The sequence below is a fragment of the Azonexus hydrophilus genome (assembly GCF_905120355.1).
Classification (GTDB): domain Bacteria; phylum Pseudomonadota; class Gammaproteobacteria; order Burkholderiales; family Rhodocyclaceae; genus Azonexus.
In genome coordinates this window covers 37,908-56,440 of the sequence record NZ_CAJHOB010000003.1, presented here as the reverse complement: position 1 = coordinate 56,440, position 18,533 = coordinate 37,908, and the positions used below count along the sequence as shown (strand labels likewise).

At 59.4% G+C, this 18,533-nt stretch carries 14 protein-coding genes; 1 reads left to right on the top strand and 13 read right to left on the bottom strand.

Going from position 1 to position 18,533, the window contains the following annotated elements; translation table 11 throughout:
- Positions 1-39: 39 nt before the first annotated feature.
- Entirely contained in the window at positions 40-2,418 is a 2,379-nt protein-coding gene (locus JYJ39_RS02935; protein WP_205201956.1) for a tetratricopeptide repeat protein, read from the top strand.
- A gap of 38 nt (positions 2,419-2,456) precedes the next feature.
- Here the strand turns inward: JYJ39_RS02935 and JYJ39_RS02930 are convergent, their stop codons facing one another.
- The 13 genes from JYJ39_RS02930 to rfbF form a co-directional block, all read right to left on the bottom strand.
- Positions 2,457-3,260 (bottom strand): glycosyltransferase, encoded by an 804-nt coding sequence (locus tag JYJ39_RS02930; RefSeq protein ID WP_205201954.1) that lies wholly within the window; start codon positions 3,258-3,260, stop codon positions 2,457-2,459.
- Positions 3,261-3,268: 8 nt separating this feature from the next.
- A complete protein-coding gene (locus JYJ39_RS02925) occupies positions 3,269-5,869 on the bottom strand; it encodes a tetratricopeptide repeat protein (protein WP_205201952.1) in 2,601 nt (866 codons plus the stop codon).
- 20 nt (positions 5,870-5,889) lie between these two features.
- On the bottom strand, positions 5,890-7,266 hold the full coding sequence (locus JYJ39_RS02920; protein ID WP_205201950.1) for a glycosyltransferase family A protein: 1,377 nt from the start codon (positions 7,264-7,266) through the stop codon (positions 5,890-5,892).
- Positions 7,263-8,189: an FkbM family methyltransferase gene (locus tag JYJ39_RS02915; protein WP_205201948.1), complete on the bottom strand. Its 927-nt coding sequence runs from the start codon at positions 8,187-8,189 to the stop codon at positions 7,263-7,265. The genes JYJ39_RS02920 and JYJ39_RS02915 overlap by 4 nt, the downstream gene beginning before the upstream one ends.
- Before the next feature lie 8 nt (positions 8,190-8,197).
- Positions 8,198-9,208 carry a class I SAM-dependent methyltransferase gene (locus JYJ39_RS02910; protein ID WP_240189519.1) on the bottom strand — a complete coding sequence of 337 codons (1,011 nt, stop codon included), beginning with the start codon at positions 9,206-9,208 and terminating at the stop codon, positions 8,198-8,200.
- A 183-nt stretch (positions 9,209-9,391) separates the two neighbouring features.
- Positions 9,392-9,685 carry an adenylyl-sulfate kinase gene (locus tag JYJ39_RS14175; RefSeq protein ID WP_275887957.1) on the bottom strand — a complete coding sequence of 98 codons (294 nt, stop codon included), beginning with the start codon at positions 9,683-9,685 and terminating at the stop codon, positions 9,392-9,394.
- 89 nt (positions 9,686-9,774) lie between these two features.
- Positions 9,775-10,857 (bottom strand): NAD-dependent epimerase/dehydratase family protein, encoded by a 1,083-nt coding sequence (locus JYJ39_RS02900; RefSeq protein WP_205201942.1) that lies wholly within the window; start codon positions 10,855-10,857, stop codon positions 9,775-9,777.
- A complete protein-coding gene (locus JYJ39_RS02895; protein WP_205201940.1) occupies positions 10,844-11,776 on the bottom strand; it encodes a class I SAM-dependent methyltransferase in 933 nt (310 codons plus the stop codon). The genes JYJ39_RS02900 and JYJ39_RS02895 overlap by 14 nt, the downstream gene beginning before the upstream one ends.
- A 103-nt stretch (positions 11,777-11,879) precedes the next feature.
- The gene (locus tag JYJ39_RS02890) at positions 11,880-13,685 is read right to left on the bottom strand and encodes a thiamine pyrophosphate-binding protein (protein WP_240189517.1); all 1,806 of its coding nucleotides are present in this window, start codon (positions 13,683-13,685) and stop codon (positions 11,880-11,882) included.
- A 2-nt stretch (positions 13,686-13,687) separates the two neighbouring features.
- On the bottom strand, positions 13,688-15,178 hold the full coding sequence (locus tag JYJ39_RS02885; RefSeq protein WP_205201937.1) for an N-acetylneuraminate synthase family protein: 1,491 nt from the start codon (positions 15,176-15,178) through the stop codon (positions 13,688-13,690).
- An 8-nt stretch (positions 15,179-15,186) separates the two neighbouring features.
- On the bottom strand, positions 15,187-16,500 hold the full coding sequence (rfbH, locus tag JYJ39_RS02880) for a lipopolysaccharide biosynthesis protein RfbH (protein ID WP_205201936.1): 1,314 nt from the start codon (positions 16,498-16,500) through the stop codon (positions 15,187-15,189).
- Positions 16,497-17,567 (bottom strand): CDP-glucose 4,6-dehydratase, encoded by a 1,071-nt coding sequence (gene rfbG / locus JYJ39_RS02875; RefSeq protein WP_205201935.1) that lies wholly within the window; start codon positions 17,565-17,567, stop codon positions 16,497-16,499. The genes rfbH and rfbG overlap by 4 nt, the downstream gene beginning before the upstream one ends.
- Entirely contained in the window at positions 17,561-18,331 is a 771-nt protein-coding gene (rfbF, locus tag JYJ39_RS02870; RefSeq protein WP_205201934.1) for a glucose-1-phosphate cytidylyltransferase, read from the bottom strand. Before rfbF ends, rfbG begins: the two co-directional genes overlap by 7 nt.
- Positions 18,332-18,533 lie beyond the last annotated feature (202 nt).

The window sequence follows — 18,533 nt, the reverse complement described above, 5'->3', positions numbered from 1 at the left end:
CACTGCGGCGATTTCATTTCACCGAAGAGCGAGGGGAGCATGGCGGTCACGATCAAACAATTGCTGGCGCGCGGCCAGAAACAACTGGCAAACAGGGATTACCAGGCTGCGGGGGCGTTGTTCGAAGAAGTGGTGACGATCTCGCCAGAAACGCATGCCGCCTGGTTTGGTCTGGGCGAAGTGGCGCAGGGTATTGGTCAGCTTGATACGGCGGTGCAGTTTTTCGAGCAGGCGGTGCAACTGCAGCCTGAACAGGCCAGCTACCTGCAACGACTCGGTGAGTTGTACGGGCGTATCGGCCTGGAGAAGGAAGGTCTTGAAGTGCTGCAGGCTGCCCGCCGGCGTGCCCCCAAGGATATTGCGGTTTTGTGCAGTCTTGCCGGGGCCTATGTCAAGGTGGGTGAGTGGCAGCAGGCCAAAAGTGTGTTGCGGGATGTGGTGGCGCGCCCCGGTGTGCAGGCGGGACATTTCTGTCTGCTCGGCCTGGCGCACCAGCAGCTGGGGGAACTGGACGAGGCTATGGTCCAGTTACGCAAGGCAACACGCCTGGCGCCACGTTATCCGGATGCCTGGTTGTCGCTCGGTCACCTTTATTTGCAGAAACAGCTGCTGGAAGAAGCTGAGCGCTGCGTAAAAAAACTGTTTGATCTGGTGCCGCAGCTGCCGACTACCCTCAATCTGGCCGGGGAGCTTGCCTTGCGGCATGGGAATTTTCACGAGGCGGCTGCATTTTTCCGGACAGCGGTGGCGCGCGCCCCGGACTCTGCGGAAATGACGGCCAAGCTGGGCATTGCCCTGGTGCAGGCTGGAGATGCCGTTGAAGCGGTTGATGTGCTGGAGAAAGCCCATCAGATGGGGGTGTCCGAAGACTGGATTCTGGAGAGTCTGGGATTGTTGTTTACCACGCGCGGCCAGCTTGCTGCAGCGCGTGAGAATCTGGAAATGGCGGTGGAGCGGGAGCCGGCGAATCTCAATGCATGGAATAGCTTGATCGTCGTCTATACCAAACTGGGGGAAAGCGGCAAAGCGCGCCAGGCGGCGGAGACGGTGCTGGCGCAGGACCCACGGCATGTGAATGCCTTGCTCAACCTGGGTAGCTGGTATTCCGACCAGGCGCGTAGCGATGAAGCGCTGGCGATGTTCCGTCAGGCGCTGGCGGTGGCACCAAACAATCAGATTGGGTATACCAATTCATTGTGGGCGCTGGTGCATTCGACGGAAACGCGCGCAGCAGATGTTGTGGCCACGGCGCAGGCGTTCGATCGCAATTTGTGCTTGCCCCTTTTGCCAGCGGTAAATTTTGCCGCTCGGGATCGTGATCCCGAGCGGCGTCTGCGCATCGGCTGGCTGACTTCCGACATGCGCAACCATCCGGTGGCCGCATTTGTCGTGCCTTTTCTCGGCGAATTGGATCGAACGCAGCTGGAAACGGTCATTTATTTCAACTCGCAATCGTCCGACTCGACCACGACCATGGCGCACGAGCGAGCGGATAAATGGCGCGAAGTTGTGGCGCTGGGCGATGAAGCGTTGGCCAAACTGACTCAGTCCGATGCGATCGATATTCTGGTCGATCTTAATGGCAATACGGAAGGGAGCCGTCTGCTGGCAGTGGCGCGCAAGCCGGCACCCATACAGGTCACTTGGCTGGGTTTTCCGGGAACCAGCGGCATGACTGCCATGGATTACATCTTCATTCCGCCTGATCCGGTTCTGGAAAAAGGCGATTGGTGCACCGAAACCCCCTGGCCATTGCCACACTGTTATGGGGTGCGCACCATGATTCCGGATGTGCCGATCCAGCCAGGGCTGCCCTGCCAGCGCCTTGAGCGCCCGTTTACCTTCGCCTGCCTGAATAACTTCCGCAAGGTGAGCCAGGGAGCGATCCGGCTGTGGAGCCGTATCCTGCGTGCCGTGCCGGACAGTCGCCTGATCTTGGTGGCCCGCGGTGGGGATGACAGTAGTCTGATCGAATACATCCACGGCCAGTTTGGCCGCCACGGCATCGCCCCGGAGCGGCTGAATATAAAAGGCATCATGCCGACCAATGGCTATTTCGATGCTTACAACGAAGCCGATCTATGTCTGGATCCCTTCCCCTTCAATGGTGGCACCACAGGCTATGACTCGATCTGGATGGGGGTGCCTTTCATCACCTGGCCAGGGGATATGCTGGTGTCGCGGATGGGCAAGCCCATTCTTGACAATGTGGGGCTGTCAGAGCTGGTGGTCGATAGCGCGGATGCCTACTTTGAACTTGCAGTAGCGCTGGCCAATGACCATGAGCGCTTGCTGAAGCTGCGGGGCAACCTGCGGCAACGCATGCGGGCTAGCCCGTTGATGGATGCGCCGAGAATGGCGCGCAGCCTGGAAAATGCCTTCCGGGGAATGTGGCGGAAGTGGTGTGCCCAGCAGTGAAACTGCGATGCCCGGCGGAGGAATGCAGTGCTGCTGACTTATAAGCTGCGTCGCATTGCCTGCGTGGCACGTAGCATCACTTCGGGTTGCCAGGCGCGCAGCAGGGCGTGGTGGTCCGGGAGCAAGGCGCCGCGTCCCGGGCGTTGGCCGGAAATCTCTTCCGGACGAGTGTCGGCCAGTTGATCGGCGTACTTGATGACGAAACGCTCGGCGTAATGCAGATGCTGGTTGGCAAAATTGCCGGCTGATTCGTGCAGGATGGGGATGTCGCAGCACACGCCAAGCCGGTGTCCGGCCCGATACGCGGCGTAACTGAAATCCAGATCGTAGAGATGGAAACCATCAAAGGTGCTGGCGTCGAACAGTACTGTTTCTGCCAGGGCGCGACGGGCGATCATGCAGAAGCCATCGATGGCCTGGATGTTGTCGACCACGGGCCAGGTGGCGGCGCCGTAAATGTTGAAAGCCAGTTGTGGTTCGCCCGGTTTGGCGTGTCCGATGGCGCCGTGCAGGTGCGGCTGGCCGGCACCGAACCAGGTGGCGGTGATCAATTTGCTGGTGCCAGCAAAGCCCAGGAGGTCGAAGGTGTGCAGACGGTCGACGATCTTGTCGGCAAAGAGAGGGTCGAGAATCAGTAAGTCGTCATGCGAAAAGATCAGGATGTCGCCGCTGGCTTGGGTGATACCCCGGTTGTAGGCCTCGGCGAGGGAAGCGGCATCGTGTATGCCGATGATTTCATGGGGATAGCCGGACAGCAGATGGGTGTAGCACTCGCAGATACGAGCGAACTTGAGGGCCTCGATGCTGCAGACGATGACGGAGAAGCGGGGGCTGGCGTTCATGGTGGGCCTCATGGAGCGGAGCTGGGGGCCGGAGCGGTCTGCATCAGGTCTGCCATGGTGGCGGCAAACCCCCGGGCGAAGGCGGCGGGATCATCCAGGCCGGCGGCGCGCAGGCGTGCCCGGAGGCTGGGATCGGGGGCCTGGGGCAGGCGGCTTGCCAGCTCCACGTAGCGGGGCGCCGAATCGGCGATCCAGGCCGAGGCGCCGGCACAGTGGAGCAGGGCGGCGGGACGATGGGACCAGGGCAGGCTCGCAGCCAGGGCCACGAAGGGGCGGCCCATCCAGAGGCAGGTGCTCAAGGCCTGGTCCCCGGCATCCACGGGCGGCGCCAGACCTAGCTGGACCTCCTGCCAGTACTGGCAGAGCGCTTCCCGGGTATGGGCGTGGACGAAGCGCAGGCGCGAGGCGGCAACGCCGGCCTGGGTAAATTGCCGGGTAATGTAGGCCCGGGCACTGTCGCCCAGGTCCATCAGATTCAGGAGTAACTGGATGTCCGGGCTGGCCTGCAGGACTTCTGCGAACAGGCGCCAGCCTTCCGGCCCGATCCTGATGGCCGGGGTCAGGCAGCCCAGGGTAGGTGTGCCGGGGGCCGGGGTGATGGGCAATTCAGGCAGCTCGCAGCACTCGCCCAGTCCCGGCAGGATGATGCCGGGAAGCATGGCCTGGTCGGCCAGTAGTTCCCCCTGCAGGGGCAGGCAGTCCGGCGCCAGAGCCGGCATCGGCGCCTCGCCCCAGAGCAGTTTCACCCCGGCTTGGGCCTGCACGAACAGGGACAGGCGGTCGGCGGGGCCATAGCTGTCCAGGTCGATGAGGATGTCGGCAGGATTGGCGTTGAGGCGTTCCAGGGCGGTGCTGTCGTCCTGGTCGTGGATGACCAGGGTGTGATCGGCCACCAGGGAGCAGGCCTGGGCGAAATGGCTGAGTCCGGCCTGGGGGTCGTTGATGATCAAGGTGGTGACGAACTGCTCGGGCGGCAGGTGGTTGAGCAGGGCCTTGAGGCGGCTCTGCTGTTCTTCCCGGGCCAGGTCGCTCGTCAGGAAAGCGATCTTCCAGGGCTGGGCCGTCTTGATGGGCAGCGCGGAGGCCTCGCCCAACCCGGGAAGCTGGCTGGCCAAGCGTGCCTGGGCTGCCCCGAGGGCTTCCACCAGGCGTTCGCCACTGGCATCGAAGCGGGACAGGCAGCGCACCGCCAGGAGGTCATCGGCGATCCCGTTGGAGTAGCGCAGGCAGGCTTGGGAAAACTCGGCAATATTGCCTTGTTCCGCCAGTATTTCCAGCAAGGTGGTCTGGATGTGGGCCTGGGCAGAGGAGGACATCTGGGCAGCGCCTTTCAGGAGGGCCAGGGCCGTATCGCTCTGTTGGGTCAGGTGCAGGCTCCGGGCCAGGGCCGGGTAGGCCGAGAGCATGTCCGGCTGGAGGTGCACGGCTTCCTCCAGGTATTCGGCGGCCAGCCCGGGCTGGCCTGCCTTCAGGAAGCTCTCTCCCAGGGCCGCCTTGAGGTCGGCCCGGTCAGGGGCGATTTCCATGGCCCTGTCCATGAACTCCCGGGCTTCCTGGGCCAGCCCCTGGGCGGCACAAATGAAGGCCAGGTAGGCGGGGGGCTGGGGGTTTTCCGGCAGGGCGTCCAGGAGCGGCGAGAAGATATCTGTGGCTTCTACCAGCATATTGGCCTGAAAAGCGCTGATGGCAGCCTTGAGCTTCTGCTCTGGTTGTTCGGCGTAAGCCTTGTGAGCTCGTGCTGCCGCCTGGGTCTTGTCGATGAAATGCCTTATTGCGTCCCATGATCTGACCTTGTCTGCCTCCATCGCATCTTTCAGGCGGTCCCCGATGGGGGGAATAAATGAAAAATCGATGTCGGACTCGGGGACTTTGACAATTTTAAGTCTGTTCAAATCAAACTGTTTCAAGTAATCGGTCTGGACGAGAATTGCTGGGCAGCCACAAGCATAGGCTTCGGCCACGATGTTCGAGGGCTCGTAGCAGTACAGCACTCGGGAGGTGCGCAGGATGTGGGCAATTTCTTCTGCCGTGCGGGGTATGTCCTGACATAGGCTGATACCGTCCCGGGTGATGGATTCGGCGATCTGTCCGCCGAACATCAGATATTTGTGGGCGTAATAGCAGAATCCACTCCTGTCTTCAGATTGGATGTCGTGATCGTTGAAGACCCTGTCGTCGACGCTGGGCAGAAACAAGCGGTCAGCGTTCTTTTCTCCCTGTAATACCCACTCGTCCCAATAGAACAGTAGCTCGTCGGGATGGAATTCCCTATGGCCTCCCAGGTGACCGGCCTTGTTTAGTATCCAGCGCGCGACAACCGGTTCCTGCAAGGGGTTACCGCAGGTTACTTCAGGGTAAACGGCAATAGGTGTGCGGCCTGTTTCTCTGTGTTTAAGGCGGATTTCCCGGGTGAGCTCTGGTGTCCGTAGCCAAGGGCTGAATGCCTTGGCCGTGATATATGCCTCGTAGCCCAACTCGTTGAGGGTATGGCACAGATAGTGCAGCATGCGCGGCCCGGAGGATTTCTGCGAAAAATTAGGGCTGACGATGTAGTAGGGGGAGTGGTGGCTCTGGTAGAAACTGGTGGCGGGCTGGTTGAGCTGCGTCATTTCTGTATGTTGCCTTGGGCTTAGTTAATCGGGGTGACGCTTTGCGCATCAATGATGTAACTACCTGGTTTCATATATTGCGAGCATGTTGTGTGCAGAGGGGGGGTATATTCCGGATGTACGGCAAGGATCAGGACATCAATATCCTGGTCGCGCAGGTGATGTCCGTGGCTTGTAGAGGATTTGCCATTTTCCTGGCGTTGTCCGGTCCACGAACCATCGTTAAAACCAGTCCAGGAGAGGGAGGTGCGTATGTTGGGGGAAAGCTCAAGCACTTTTTCTTTGAGCGCTCGTTCTCCGAGAATGCCGATCTTGCCGCTGCACTCCTGGAGCTTGTCAAGCACAATGACCAGTTGGCGGGCGATGAATTCCGTTTCCATCCTGGCTTTCATCCGCAAGGTGAATATCTGCCAGAAGTCGGTTACTTGGGTGTAATCGGCGATCAGCTTCCTGAGCTCATCATTCAGCCCCAGGTTACCATCTGGTGCCAATAACATGGGAGGGAGCTTGGTGGCGATGGTGCGGGCATGACTGTTTCGCATCTGTTCCAGGGCGGCTGCGTCAAATCCTATCCCGGCCATCCAGTTCATGAGCTTGTGGATGCCGAGGATGGATATCTGGGACAGGTATCTATTCCATTCCCAGGCATGGGCCCCTTGCAGCACACAGGGATCGCCGATATAGGCTATCGGACGACCAATGATGTGAGGCAGGGTGATCAGGGCCTGGGGGAACATGTCGTCCAGAGATCTGGACGATCCATCCAGGCTATTGGAGGGAGTCAGCCGAGTCCTGGCTTCCAGATAGAATGCCCTGCTTGCCACATAACAGAACAGGGAGCTAAACAGGGATGAAGGGTTGTAGCCTGGCAGGAAGGCCAGCTGTTCTGCCCGTTCGAGCAGTTTCCAACCCGGTTCATCGCATTGGCGGATCTGCATGGCGGATGCTGGGGGAATGCCGCCCATCAGTTGGATGACTTTATCGCGATAGTCGGCGTCGATGGCACAGAAGTTTACATAGTGATAGTCGATATCTGCTGCTCGTTGTAGGGAGGCCAGGATGCGCGCCAAACCTCCCGGGGCGATCAGGTCGTCATCTCCGATGATCCAGATAAATCTGCCGCGCGCTAGGGTGCAGGTCGCAAAGAAGATGTTGTTGGTGATTCCGACAGTGCTTTCCTGGCGGCCATAGGTAATCGTCAGTGGTGAGGTGGCAACGACAGCTGAGGTGTCGTCACTGGAGGCATTGTCGGCTACCACGACCTGAATCCAGTCTTCCAGACCTTGAATTTCCCGTTTAATGTTTTCGAGCAGCAGGGATAGACGGTTGGCCCGGTTCCAGGTCGGGATGCAGAGAGTTAGCAGGGGGGTATCCGGGGTAGGGGCTTGTTCATTCATGGCTGGATAATGTAACGATGTTGCTCCCTATGTAGGAAAACAAAATTGGTTTCGGGGGTTTCTTCGTGGATACCCTGGCATGACACGGTCCGTCCCTCTTTCAGGGTGTAGGCCCCGTAGCCGTGCCGGCCTAGTAGGGTGAGGACATCATTGGGGTGGTAACCGAATTTCTGTGCCCATTTCCGCAGCAGTTCGATGAGGATTACTGGTTTGTGGGTGGCAATGGTTGTTTCTCCCCCTTGCATTACCATCAATTCCGCGCCTTCCACGTCGCACTTGATGAGTTGAGGCTCCAAGCAGTTCCGGCTGCAAAAGAGATCCAGAGTGCTGGTCGGGCAGGCAATCTTCTGCAAGGCGTCCTCTGCTGCGGGTTGGCCGGCATGGATCAAGGAAGTGGCGCCAGAACAGTTGGGGGTGTACAGGAATTCCAGGGTGCCTTCGTGGTCCGAGAAGCCCTGGCGGTGGGCGTGGATATTGGTGAAGCCGTTGCGCCTAATGTTGCGCAAAAGGAGATCATGGGTACCTGGAATCGGCTCGAATGCATGGATTTGAGCAGTGGGATATTGCCTGGCCAGTGCCAGGGCGTACCAGCCGCAATTGGCACCAATATCTAGAATGGTCCAGTCTGGCTGGGTTATGGATTTGAGAAATTCCGTCTCGGCGCTTTCGTAAGCCCGGAAGTTCATCAGGGTGTAAGGCACCAGATGCTGATCCCGGGGATCCAAGAGGAGTTCGATCTGCTGGGAGCGGGAGCGGACATAAATGCCCTCAGGCAAAATTTGCAGGGCTTCTACGTCGGTGTCGACCATGAAATCCGGATAGTCGAACAGGCGCCTATGTCGAGCATGGATAGCCTCAATGTAGTCCTGTTTGCGTAGTTTCCCTGTTTCATAGGATTGCCGGATATCGGTGAGTGCATTCATGGGCTAGCTCAGAGGGGCTCGTTGGTAAGGGTGATGATGTCGCCAGTCCAGAAAAATTGGTCTTTTAGGGAGGCCTTGATTTCGGCTGCGTAGGTCGTACTGGCGATGAAGATGGTGGCACCGGGGAGGCCGTTAATGGATTCCGGTGCGCTGATGCATACGCCGTTCAGTGTCTTCCCCTGCAGATTGCGATTTCTGTCTACGATGCTGCGGATGTTGGCCTCGCCCAGGCGGGTGTCGCAGAGCAGGCGGCTGGTCAAGGCGCCTGCTCCCCAGATGATTACCGGCTCTTGGGTTTCGACCAGACGTACAATGCGCTCCGCTAGGGGTTGAAGCTTTTTGCGGGAAAGATCAGCGTAGGCCATGATGCTGGCGCTTGCTTCAGTGTCTAGTAGGGGGCCTGTCTTTGCTTCTGGGGTTTTTCGGTACAGCGCCAGAAGATAGTGGTTGTCGTAAAAGTCGTTGTGCTGGGACTCTATAGCTGTGCGAGTGAACCCGCCGTGTCTTAAGAGGTTGTCGAGGCTGTTGGTGCTGAAGAAATTGATGTGCTCCAAGGCGAACTCAAGAAACGCCTCGGTGGGTGGGGCTTTGCCAAAAGCAGCAGTATCGGGGACGGCGATGAACAGGTATCCGCCGTCGCGCAATAGGGCCGCAACCTTGGCTATGCTCTGGCGCAGATCGGCAATATGTTCCAGAACGCCGCAAAGGGTGATTAGATCAAAGGTTTTATTGCTGTTGAAGGTATTCACTGTGGCGGTCTGGATTTCCAGTCCGTAGGTTTCCCGGGCCAGTTGAGCTGCTGCCGGGCTGGGTTCTGTCCCCAGTAGTGAGGTGAAGCCTGCGGCCTTGAAATGCTGCAGGAAGTGTCCCATGCCGGAGCCGATGTCCAAAATGTCTATCTGGGGCGAAAGTGCTGTTTGGCTCAGGATAAACTGGAAGAAATTGCCATGGATACGTTGCAGGCCGGGGGGCAGGGCGGTATGCAGATGGTGTTCGGCGGCCTGATAGAACTGGTTCAAGCTGGATTGATCCGGGATGTCATTGGCAAAGCTAAAGCCACAGCTCCGGCAGGCCACTACATCATAGTGGATGGGGTAGGGCAGTCCAGGAAAGAGGAAGTGCTGGCGGTGCAGGGGAGCCAGATCAACGCTGCTACAGATTTCGCAGATTCTCATGATGAAGGTCAGGTTCGTAGTGGCAGATTAGTTGTCCAGGCCCGCCTCATTCATGAGGTGGGCAATTTCTGCTGTTCTCCGGATGTTTTCCGTACGGTCCGCGTGGGAAAACCCCAGGTTCCTGTTGATGCCATGTCTCAGATTGTCGCCATCCAGGACATAGCAGAGCCGTTGTTTACTGGCAAGCTGTTGCTCAAGCTCGTAGGTGGTTGTGGATTTTCCTGAGGCACTTAGCCCGGTCAACCAAATAATCAGTGCTTTCTGACCTGCCAGACGTTCCCGGACACTGCGGGTTACATGGCCAGGACGCCAAAACACCATGCTGTCGGATGGGGCGGCGGTATCGGGGCCGGTAGATGCCTGCTCTAAAGGTGTGTTTTTCGAATTTTGGTCGGGCATGGGCGAGGTCTTCAAAGGGGGAGGTGGCGTTCGCGCAGGTTGGCAGTCCGAGGCTCTGCCCGTCTGAGTGTTCTGCTCAATCCCGTATCCAGACTAATGCGGGGGCTCCAGCCTAGCTGGCGGATTCGGTCGATATTGAAATGGCCCGAACTCCGGGCGGCCGGGGCCATCGCGTTTAGGGCCTTGGCCTTGACTGACAGATGTCCCTGCTGCCCTGCAGCTGTGATCAGCTTGTGGGCTAGCTCGAGGATGCTGGTTTCCTGGGTTTCTCCCACGTTGTAGGCTTCTCCTGGCATACCCTTGAGCAGGACATGGAGGAGCCCCAGGACAGTGTCCGAAATGTAGCAGAAGGGGCGGGTAGCGTTACCATCGGAATCAAGTTGGATATCCCGGTTGTTGAGAACGTCAGACAACAGATCGGCGATAGCCCTGCCATCATCCAGGCGCATCCCCGGGCCGTAGCAGTGGGAGACCCTGGCAATTCTTGCATCCACTCCGTATTGGGTGTGGTAGGCCTGACACAGGGTCTCCGCGAGGCGCTTGCTCTCGCTGTAACAGGCCCGGGGTGCCAGTGGGTCTTCTCCGCCAAAATCGGTTTCCCGGATGGCGTCGATCTTCAAGGTGTTTTCACCGTAGACCGCACCACTGCTGAGAAAGAGCAAACGGGCACGGTGTGCTCTGGCGAGCTCCAGCAACTGATGGGAGCCATGCGTGTTGGCTAGAATGGTGTCTACCGGACGCGCCAAGTAATCCCTGGGACTGGCAGGGCTGGCAGCGTGGATGATCATATCCAGGGGGGGGGGCGGATTCCAGGGCTGGGTGACATCTTGGATCAGAGGGCTGACTTCTCCGGGGATGTCAAGCCAGGGGAGGCGCTGCTGCAGTTTCTCGGAAGTACGGGCCATGGCATGGATGTGTAGCCCTGCTTGCGGGTGACAGCGGTTGAGCCAGGCCAGGGCTTCCACCAGATGGCCGCCGATGAAACCGGAGGCGCCAGTCACCAGGATGTGACAGCCATGTAAGTCCTCCCAGGGGAGATTAGCCGCGATAATCTGGGACAGGTCTTCAGCAAGGATGGGGTCAGGGCGCCTCATAAATCTCTTCCAGGCCGATGATGAGTTCCGGGGCGACTCCCATGGAAAGCAACTGCTGCCGGATGTTGGCTCCAAACTTGATTGAGCAGATGAGAATGGGGACGGCGCCATGGTGCTCCGGATCGTAGGCTTCCACCTGGTAGCGGCCAAACTGTAGGCCACGCTTGCCCGGATCGGAGTCAACCAGCGCCTGTATCTCCAAATACTCTGCCACAGGCGCCACGTAATTGAGGAAATCCCCGCCGATACCATAGGCAATGCATGGCCCAGGGAGTCTGGCACGGAAACGCTGCAGCAAATCTGCCTGCTGTCGCTCTGCCTGAAACTGGCGCTGGGCTAGGACCCTGATGGAATCTGGATAGACAGGTGATTCGTAATGTCCTAGGGATAGGGTTTGAATGGAAAAGCCCTGGCTGGCGAGCAGGACTGCCAGGGAGGCGGGAGAAAACTGGTGCAGATGTTCTGGGTTCAGATCATTAGCGAGCAGTGGGTGGCCGGCCTGGTTGGGAACCTCGATAAGCAACGTCCCTTCCGGGGCTAGCCGTGCCGCCCAGGCCTGGAGTTCCTGCCCGGGGTCAGCGATGTGCTCCAATACGTGGAAGGAAACAATCAGCTCGTAAGGGGCGCTATCCAGTTGGTCCACCGGAGTCCGGAATACTTGGTCCAATTTTGTCCGGGCCAGCTCTGCATCCTTGGACAGTTCCACCCCGTCGTAGACAAGCGGGGAGTGTGCTTTGATGGCTCTGCCCAGTTCCCCCTCGGCACAACCTACTTCCAGGATGCGTCGAACCCGGGGGATGAGCAAAGGGATCAGGGCAGCAGTTCGTTCGGCAATCTTCCGCTTGAACCAGGGGGTATGGGGATCGTTGCGCGCCACCAGGGTTTCGTAGTACTGCCGTTCTGTGGGCTTTACAGGCACACGCCAGCGGTGCCCGCATTGTCGGCATTGGGTGTAGGCCGGAGTATTGGCTGAGTCCTCGGCCGGGCTGGCGCAGCAGGGGCAGGCTGAAGTACGCATGGGGTCAGTGACGGGCGGCCAGGGAAGCTGGGCTCAGGGGAATGAGCATTTCCGCCTGTAGCTGTTCGAGGGGCAGGAGCGGGGACATATCTTCCAGAGGCATGGAAAGCATGGCGCCGTCGGCCTGGGGCAGGGCGGCCACCTTGGGGGCCAGGGTTTCCTCCGGAGTCAGCTGCATGTCGATCAGGCGGGGACCGGGGCTGGCCAGCAGTTCTTTCAGCCGGGGGAGTTCTGCCGCGTCCGAGATGCGTGCGAAAGGGAGTCCGTAGGTGGCTGCAATTTTCTCCAGGTCGGGGAGCATCAAGCCGGCTTCTGGGCCTGTGCCGATATAACGGCCCGCAAAATAGTTGCGTTGGGTGTTGCGGATGGAGGCGTAGCCGCCATTGTTCATGATGATCAGGCTGATGGGCAGGTGCTGGGCAGCCAGGGTGGCCAACTCCTGAAGATTGAGTTGCAGGCTGCCGTCGCTTTCCACGGCCACCATGGGTTTGCTGTCATTGGCAAGGCAGGCGCCGATGGCAGCTGGCAGACCGTAACCCATGGAGCCAAGGCCTGACGTTAGAAATACCCGCTGACCAGGTTTGTTGCGGAAGATCGTGTAGAACACTTCCACGGCCAGCCCGGAGCTGCCTGTGCCGACTATGGTGTCGGGTGGGAGGGCGTCAGCCAGGGCGGAGACGAATTGGTAATGGTTGATAGGGCCGGTCGACGGAAAAGGTCGGCCATCATTGACTGGATAGCGTTGCTTCCAGTCGGCGCAGCGTTGGATCCAGGGGCCGGGATCTGATCGCTCCGTTGGCAGGGGCTGGTGCGCCAGGGCATCCAGAATCCGTGCAGCATCGGCCACGATAGCAAGCTCCAGATCCATGTCGAGCTTTTCTATCTCATGGGCGTCCACATCGATTACCACCTTCCTGGCAGCTCGGGCGAATCCCCTCGGGTTGTAGGCGGTGATGATATTGTCCAGGCGGCAGCCGATGCTGATCAGCAGGTCGCAGTTCTGCACTGCAAAATTGCCGCTGCGCAGGGCCACCACACCGGGGCGGCCGGCATGTAGAGGGTGTTCCCAGGGGAGCAGGTCAAGGGCATTCCAGGTAGTGACCACAGGAATCTGCAGCCTTTCGGCCTGGGCCAAGAAAGCTTGGGCGGCACCGGACAGGCGCACGCCATGGCCGGCTAGCAGCAGGGGGCGCTCAGCTTTGGCGATCAAGGCCATCAGTTGCATTGCTTCAGTCTTGAGGCCGGCGGCTTCCACCGATGGTGGGGTGAAGCCGACAAGGTCGGCGGGGTCGATGGGGGCGCCTTGAACATCCAGGGGGATATCCAGCCAGACCGGACCCTGGCGTCCCTCGAGCATTTCATGGAGCGCACGCTCCAGGTGATAGCTGACCTGTTTAGGATCGTCGAGGGTGACTGCATACTTGGTGATCGACTTCACCATGGGCACGATGTCCACTTCCTGAACACCTCCCTGGCGCAAGGGGCGACCCGCCAGCAGGTCTGGGCGCTTTACCTGGCCGGAGATGACCAGCATCGGCACGGATTCGATCCAGGCGCCGGCAACCGGGGTGATGACATTAGTGGCACCGGGACCCGTAGTCACCATGCAGACCCCAAAACTTTCCCTCACCCGGCCCCAGGCTTCAGCGGCGATGCCGCAGGCTTGCTCGTGGTGACAGGGCACGGGCACCAAGCGGGGTTCGCAGGCCAGGGCGTCATTGAGATGCATGGCTCCCCCGCCTGGTAGCAGGAAAACATGTTCGGCACCCGCCTCGGCGAGGCGGTGCATCAGGTAATCGGCAACGCGCATGGTCACAGCCAGTAGGTCAACATGGTTTTGCGTCGCGGATTGGCCGTGATCGCAGGATCGGTATAAATGGAATCATCGGTGTAGTGGGTAGAGGATATCTCCTCGAACACGACGCCTTCCCGGGAGTAGAACTTGTGCCGGACACCCCGCTGGACGGTAATCACATCTCCCCGGTTCGCCTCTCGTTGCTTGCCATCCAGCCACAAGGTCATGCTCCCGTGCAGGATCACGAAGGTTTCCTCTTTTTGTTTGTGGTGCTGCTCCGGGTGGGTCTGGCCGGGGAGCATGACGATCAGTTTCTTGCAGTATTCCCGGTTGACGACGGTGATCATCACTAGCCCGAATTCCTTGAAATGCTCCATGCCGTAGTGATGGGAGATTTCCAGGTCTGATTTTCCCGGGACTACGATGTTCCCATCCTGGAGCAGTTGCCGCACAGCCATCACGGTATCCAGCACGTGTTCTCGCTCCCGGTGGGTTTCCACCATTTCGGCCATCAGGGGCGAGCCGGCCTTGAGGGGCTGGAGGGCAATGTGCCGGGTGTATTTGGACCATTGGTTCGCAGTAATCTGACCGGGGGCCGGGGGGAAAGCAAGGCAGACAGCGTCGTCGGGGATTGTTTCCCCGGGTTGCAGGTCCCGGGTCAGGAACACGCCGCGCCGCAGGCTTTCCAGACTGGCGGCCTCTTCGGTGGTCGCTGCAGGCCAAGTTTCGCTGCCGCACAGTGTCAAGGCACGTCGTGCAGCTTCGAGCCAGTTGCGTATCTGGGCAGGATTGGCGGAATAGGCGTTCAGACTGTAGTGCTCAGATGGCAGGCCCACATGCTTTTCAAAAACGGTGGCGCCCTTGGCCAGCGCCAGCATGACCGGCTCAGTCTCGTCGGGGGGTTCATGAGTCGAGAAGCCGACCTGGACTTCCGGGTAGCGGCTGCGTAGAGCATCAATGCGGCGGATGTGCAGATGGGCAGCGGGGGTCGGGTATTCAGCGACGCAGTGCATGATGGTGAGCTGCTTGCCACGGTGCAGGAAGAAACTCACCACATCGTCTACCTCCTCCGGGGTGGCTCCTGCGGTGGAGGCAATCACCGGCTTGTCACTCCGGGCAATGCGTTCGAGCAGGGGCCAGTCGGTGAGGGAGCAACTGGCAATCTTGATCACCTCGATTCCCTGAGCTTCGATCAAGTCCACTGAGGGCTCGTCGAAGGGCGTGCAGACTGTCTTGAAGCCGCATTTCCGCATGGTGTCCAGCAGACTGGCGAACTGGGCGTGGCTAAGCCGGGTTTCTTCAAAGCGCTTTACATATTTCACGTCATCCCTGCCCTTGAAGCTGGGGTGGATGAAGGTGTCCAGATCCCTGTACTGGAGCTTGAAGGCAAAGTCGAATTCGTCGAAGCCTGTGCAAGCTTCCCGGATGGCATGAATGATGGCGATCCCATGGGCCGTGTCGCCCATGTGATTGTTGGCCATCTCGAAGATGAAAAGAGGTCGGGTCATGGTGAGCCTCAGAAATTCGTGCCACAAAAATCGGCAAGGGAATTGGCAATGTAGTCGAGCTGATCCTGTCCCAGTCCGGGCCAGACGCCGACCCAGAAGGTCTGCTGCATGATGGTTTCCGCGTTTTCCAGGGTGCCGGCGATCCGATACTGGCGCCCGGCGAAATAGGGCTGCCGGATCAGGTTGCCGGCGAACAGGAGGCGGGTGCCGATTTTGCGCTGGTCCAGGAAACGCAGTAGATCTACCCGGTTGAAGGGGGCGTCCGGGCTCAGGGTGATGGGGAAACCGAACCAGGCTGGATCGCTTTCCGGCGTAGCTTCGGGAAGGATCAGGAGCTCTTCCAGCCCCTTCAGGCGTTGGCTCAAGTAGGCGAAATGCTCGCGGCGCGCCTGGCAGAAGCCGTCGACCCGGTTCAATTGGGCCAGCCCTAGGGCGGCCTGCATGTCGGTGATCTTGAGGTTGTAACCAGCATGGGAGTATACGTACTTGTGATCATAGCCGGCCGGGAGTTCTCCTAGCTGCCAGTCGAAGCGCTTGCCGCAAGTGTTGTCGCAGCCGGGATTGCACCAGCAATCCCGGCCCCAGTCCCGGAAGGACTCGATGGCCCGTTTCAGCATCGCGTCCTGGGTGAAAACAGCGCCGCCTTCACCCATGGTGATGTGGTGGGCAGGGTAGAAGGAGAGGGTGCCGATATGGCCCCAGCCACCCACCTTGCGTCCTTTATGCAGAGATCCCAGGGCGTCACAGCAGTCTTCCACCAGCCACAGGTCGTGACGGTCGGCGATCCCTCGGATGGCTTCCATTTCCAGCGGATTTCCCAGAGTGTGGGCCATCATGATGGCCCGGGTTCGTGGCCCAATGGCGGCCTCGATGCTGGCTGGCGTCGGGTTATAGGTGGGAATGTGGGAATCCACGAATACCGGGACGAGCCCATTCTGGAGAATGGGGTTGACCGTGGTGGGAAATCCGGCAGCGGCGGTGATTACTTCGTCTCCGGCTTGCAGGGCACGGGCCCCCAGGATGGGTGAAGTCAGGGCCGAGAGGGCCAGCAGGTTGGCGCTGGAACCAGAATTACAGGTCAGCGCGTGGCTTACCCCCAGGTATCCGGCCAGCCCTGCTTCGAAGGCCTCGTTATAACGCCCGGTGGTGAGCCAGCCATCCAGGGCGGCGTCCACCATATGTACGAATTCCTCAGCCCCCAGTACCTTACCCGAAGGAGGGACTGTGCTCTGACCAGGAAGGAATTGCGGGGGCGAAAGTCTCTTTTCGGCATAGACACGTACCTGATCCAGGATCGCCTGCCGTTCTTTGTTCTCGTTCATGTGTCGGTGTGGGAGTAGCGTTCGATTTGTTGTCGGCAGAAGTTTCCCATACTTGAACCGCCAAGCCAGGCCTGGTGCCATTCTACGGTCTGGCGCAGGGCTTCTTTCAGGTGCCAGCGGGGTTTCCAGCCGAGTAGCTGTTTTGCCCGGCTGGCGTCCAGACGCAGGAGTCCGGCTTCATGGGGCAAGGGTGAAGCCTGTATTGTGTGGCGGCCGCCCCGGGGCCAGAGACGCCCCAGGAGCTCAGCCAATTCGGCAACGCTGACGCAGTCTTCCAGCTCCGGACCGAAGTTCCAGGCACAGGCCCGGCTGCGGTCATCCCAGAGTTGCTCGGCCAGGATCAGATAGCCCGCCAGGGGTTCGAGTACGTGTTGCCAGGGGCGTACGGCCTGACCATTGCGCAAGCGGGCTTCTTCCCCTTTGGTAAAGGCCTGGAGCAGATCGGGGACTAGGCGATGCGGGGCCCAGTCGCCACCGCCGATTACGTTGCCTGCTCGAGCCGTGGCAATGGCTGCTTGTCCTGAGGTGAAGAAGGAGCGGCGCCAGGATGCGGCAACAATTTCCGTACAGGCCTTGCTGCTGCTGTATGGGTCGTGCCCGCCCAGAGCATCGCTTTCCACGTAGGCGTGGGTGCTTTCCAGGTTTTCGTAGCACTTGTCCGTGGTGACGATGACGATAGCCCTAACATCCGAGAGTTGCCTGGCTTGTTCGAGCAGATTGATGGTACCTATGACATTGGTGGCATAGGTGCCGACCGGGTCTGTGTAGCCGTCGCTGACCAGGGCCTGGGCCGCTAGGTGCAGGATGATTTCGGGCCTAGCCGTCTCCAAAGCCTGCTGCAGGGCGGCGGGGTTGCGGATATCCTCCAAGATTGAGTGCATGTACTTGGCCACCCCGGCCAGTTCAAATAAGCTCGGTGTGGTGGTCGGAGGCAGGGCGTAGCCGGTGACTTGGGCTCCAAGCTGTTGCAACCAGAGGGCCAGCCAACTACCCTTGAAGCCTGTGTGGCCGGTCAGGAATACTCGTTTTCCCCGCCAGAAAGAGGGGGTGATCGGCAGATTTACCATATCTTCCAGGGGGCCTTTTCCGATTGCCAGAGACTTTCCAGCAGCATCTTGTCCCGCAGGGTATCCATCGGTTGCCAGAAACCGTCGTGTTGCCAGGCGGCCAGTTTTCCCTGGCGGGAAAGTTCGCGCATGGGAGTACTCTCCCAAGGTGTATTGTCGTTTTCAATCAAGCTGATGACTTCTTTTTGCAGCACGAAGAAACCGCCGTTGATGAAGCCACCTTCCCCGTGGGGTTTTTCCTGGAAGCCGCAGACCCGGTCATCCTGAATGTCCAGCGTGCCAAATCTCCCCGGCGGGAGTACGGCACAGACTGTGGCGGGCAGGCCATGACGACGGTGGAAGGCAATCTGGGCGGTGATGTTGATGTCGGATACCCCGTCGCCATAGGTGAAGCAGAACGGTTCTTCCGGATCAAGGAAGTGGCTGATGCGCTGTAGACGTCCTCCGGTTTGTGAGTTTTCGCCCGTATCCACCAGCGTCACCCGCCAGGGTTCGGCATGTTGCTGGTGCACTTCCATCCGGTTGTTCTGCATGTCAAAGGTCACGTCCGACATGTGCAGGAAATAATTGGCGAAATATTCCTTGACCACGTAGCCCTTGTACCCGAGGCAAACGATGAAATCGTTGATGCCGTGCGCGGAATACATCTTCATGATGTGCCAGATGATCGGCTTGCCACCAATCTCGATCATCGGTTTTGGTTTGAGGTGGGATTCCTCGCTGATGCGGGTGCCTAGACCCCCGGCAAGAATGACGGCTTTCATCGATGACAATCCTGTGTTCGTTCGCGCTGTACGTGCGGAAGGGCGCGCTGTTGGCCGGTGTGTCGGGCAGCAACGGGCAGGCTGTCGGCATTATAGTGGTGCGATCTGGTGTGCTGCCAGGTTTTGGCAGCGTCTGCGCGCATAATTATGAATTTCAAGCCGTAATATTCTGTTACGCCTGTGGTAAGATTTTCGGCTCCAA

Coding starts and splice junctions, on each gene's coding strand:
- JYJ39_RS02935 (WP_205201956.1), top strand. CDS start 40: ATGGCGGTCACGATCAAACAATTGCTGGCGCGCGGCCAGAAACAACTG.
- JYJ39_RS02930 (WP_205201954.1), bottom strand. CDS start 3,260: ATGAACGCCAGCCCCCGCTTCTCCGTCATCGTCTGCAGCATCGAGGCC.
- JYJ39_RS02925 (WP_205201952.1), bottom strand. CDS start 5,869: ATGACGCAGCTCAACCAGCCCGCCACCAGTTTCTACCAGAGCCACCAC.
- JYJ39_RS02920 (WP_205201950.1), bottom strand. CDS start 7,266: ATGAATGAACAAGCCCCTACCCCGGATACCCCCCTGCTAACTCTCTGC.
- JYJ39_RS02915 (WP_205201948.1), bottom strand. CDS start 8,189: ATGAATGCACTCACCGATATCCGGCAATCCTATGAAACAGGGAAACTA.
- JYJ39_RS14175 (WP_275887957.1), bottom strand. CDS start 9,685: ATGGTGTTTTGGCGTCCTGGCCATGTAACCCGCAGTGTCCGGGAACGT.
- JYJ39_RS02900 (WP_205201942.1), bottom strand. CDS start 10,857: ATGAGGCGCCCTGACCCCATCCTTGCTGAAGACCTGTCCCAGATTATC.
- JYJ39_RS02890 (WP_240189517.1), bottom strand. CDS start 13,685: ATGCGCGTTGCCGATTACCTGATGCACCGCCTCGCCGAGGCGGGTGCC.
- JYJ39_RS02885 (WP_205201937.1), bottom strand. CDS start 15,178: ATGACCCGACCTCTTTTCATCTTCGAGATGGCCAACAATCACATGGGC.
- rfbH (WP_205201936.1), bottom strand. CDS start 16,500: ATGAACGAGAACAAAGAACGGCAGGCGATCCTGGATCAGGTACGTGTC.
- rfbG (WP_205201935.1), bottom strand. CDS start 17,567: ATGGTAAATCTGCCGATCACCCCCTCTTTCTGGCGGGGAAAACGAGTA.
- rfbF (WP_205201934.1), bottom strand. CDS start 18,331: ATGAAAGCCGTCATTCTTGCCGGGGGTCTAGGCACCCGCATCAGCGAG.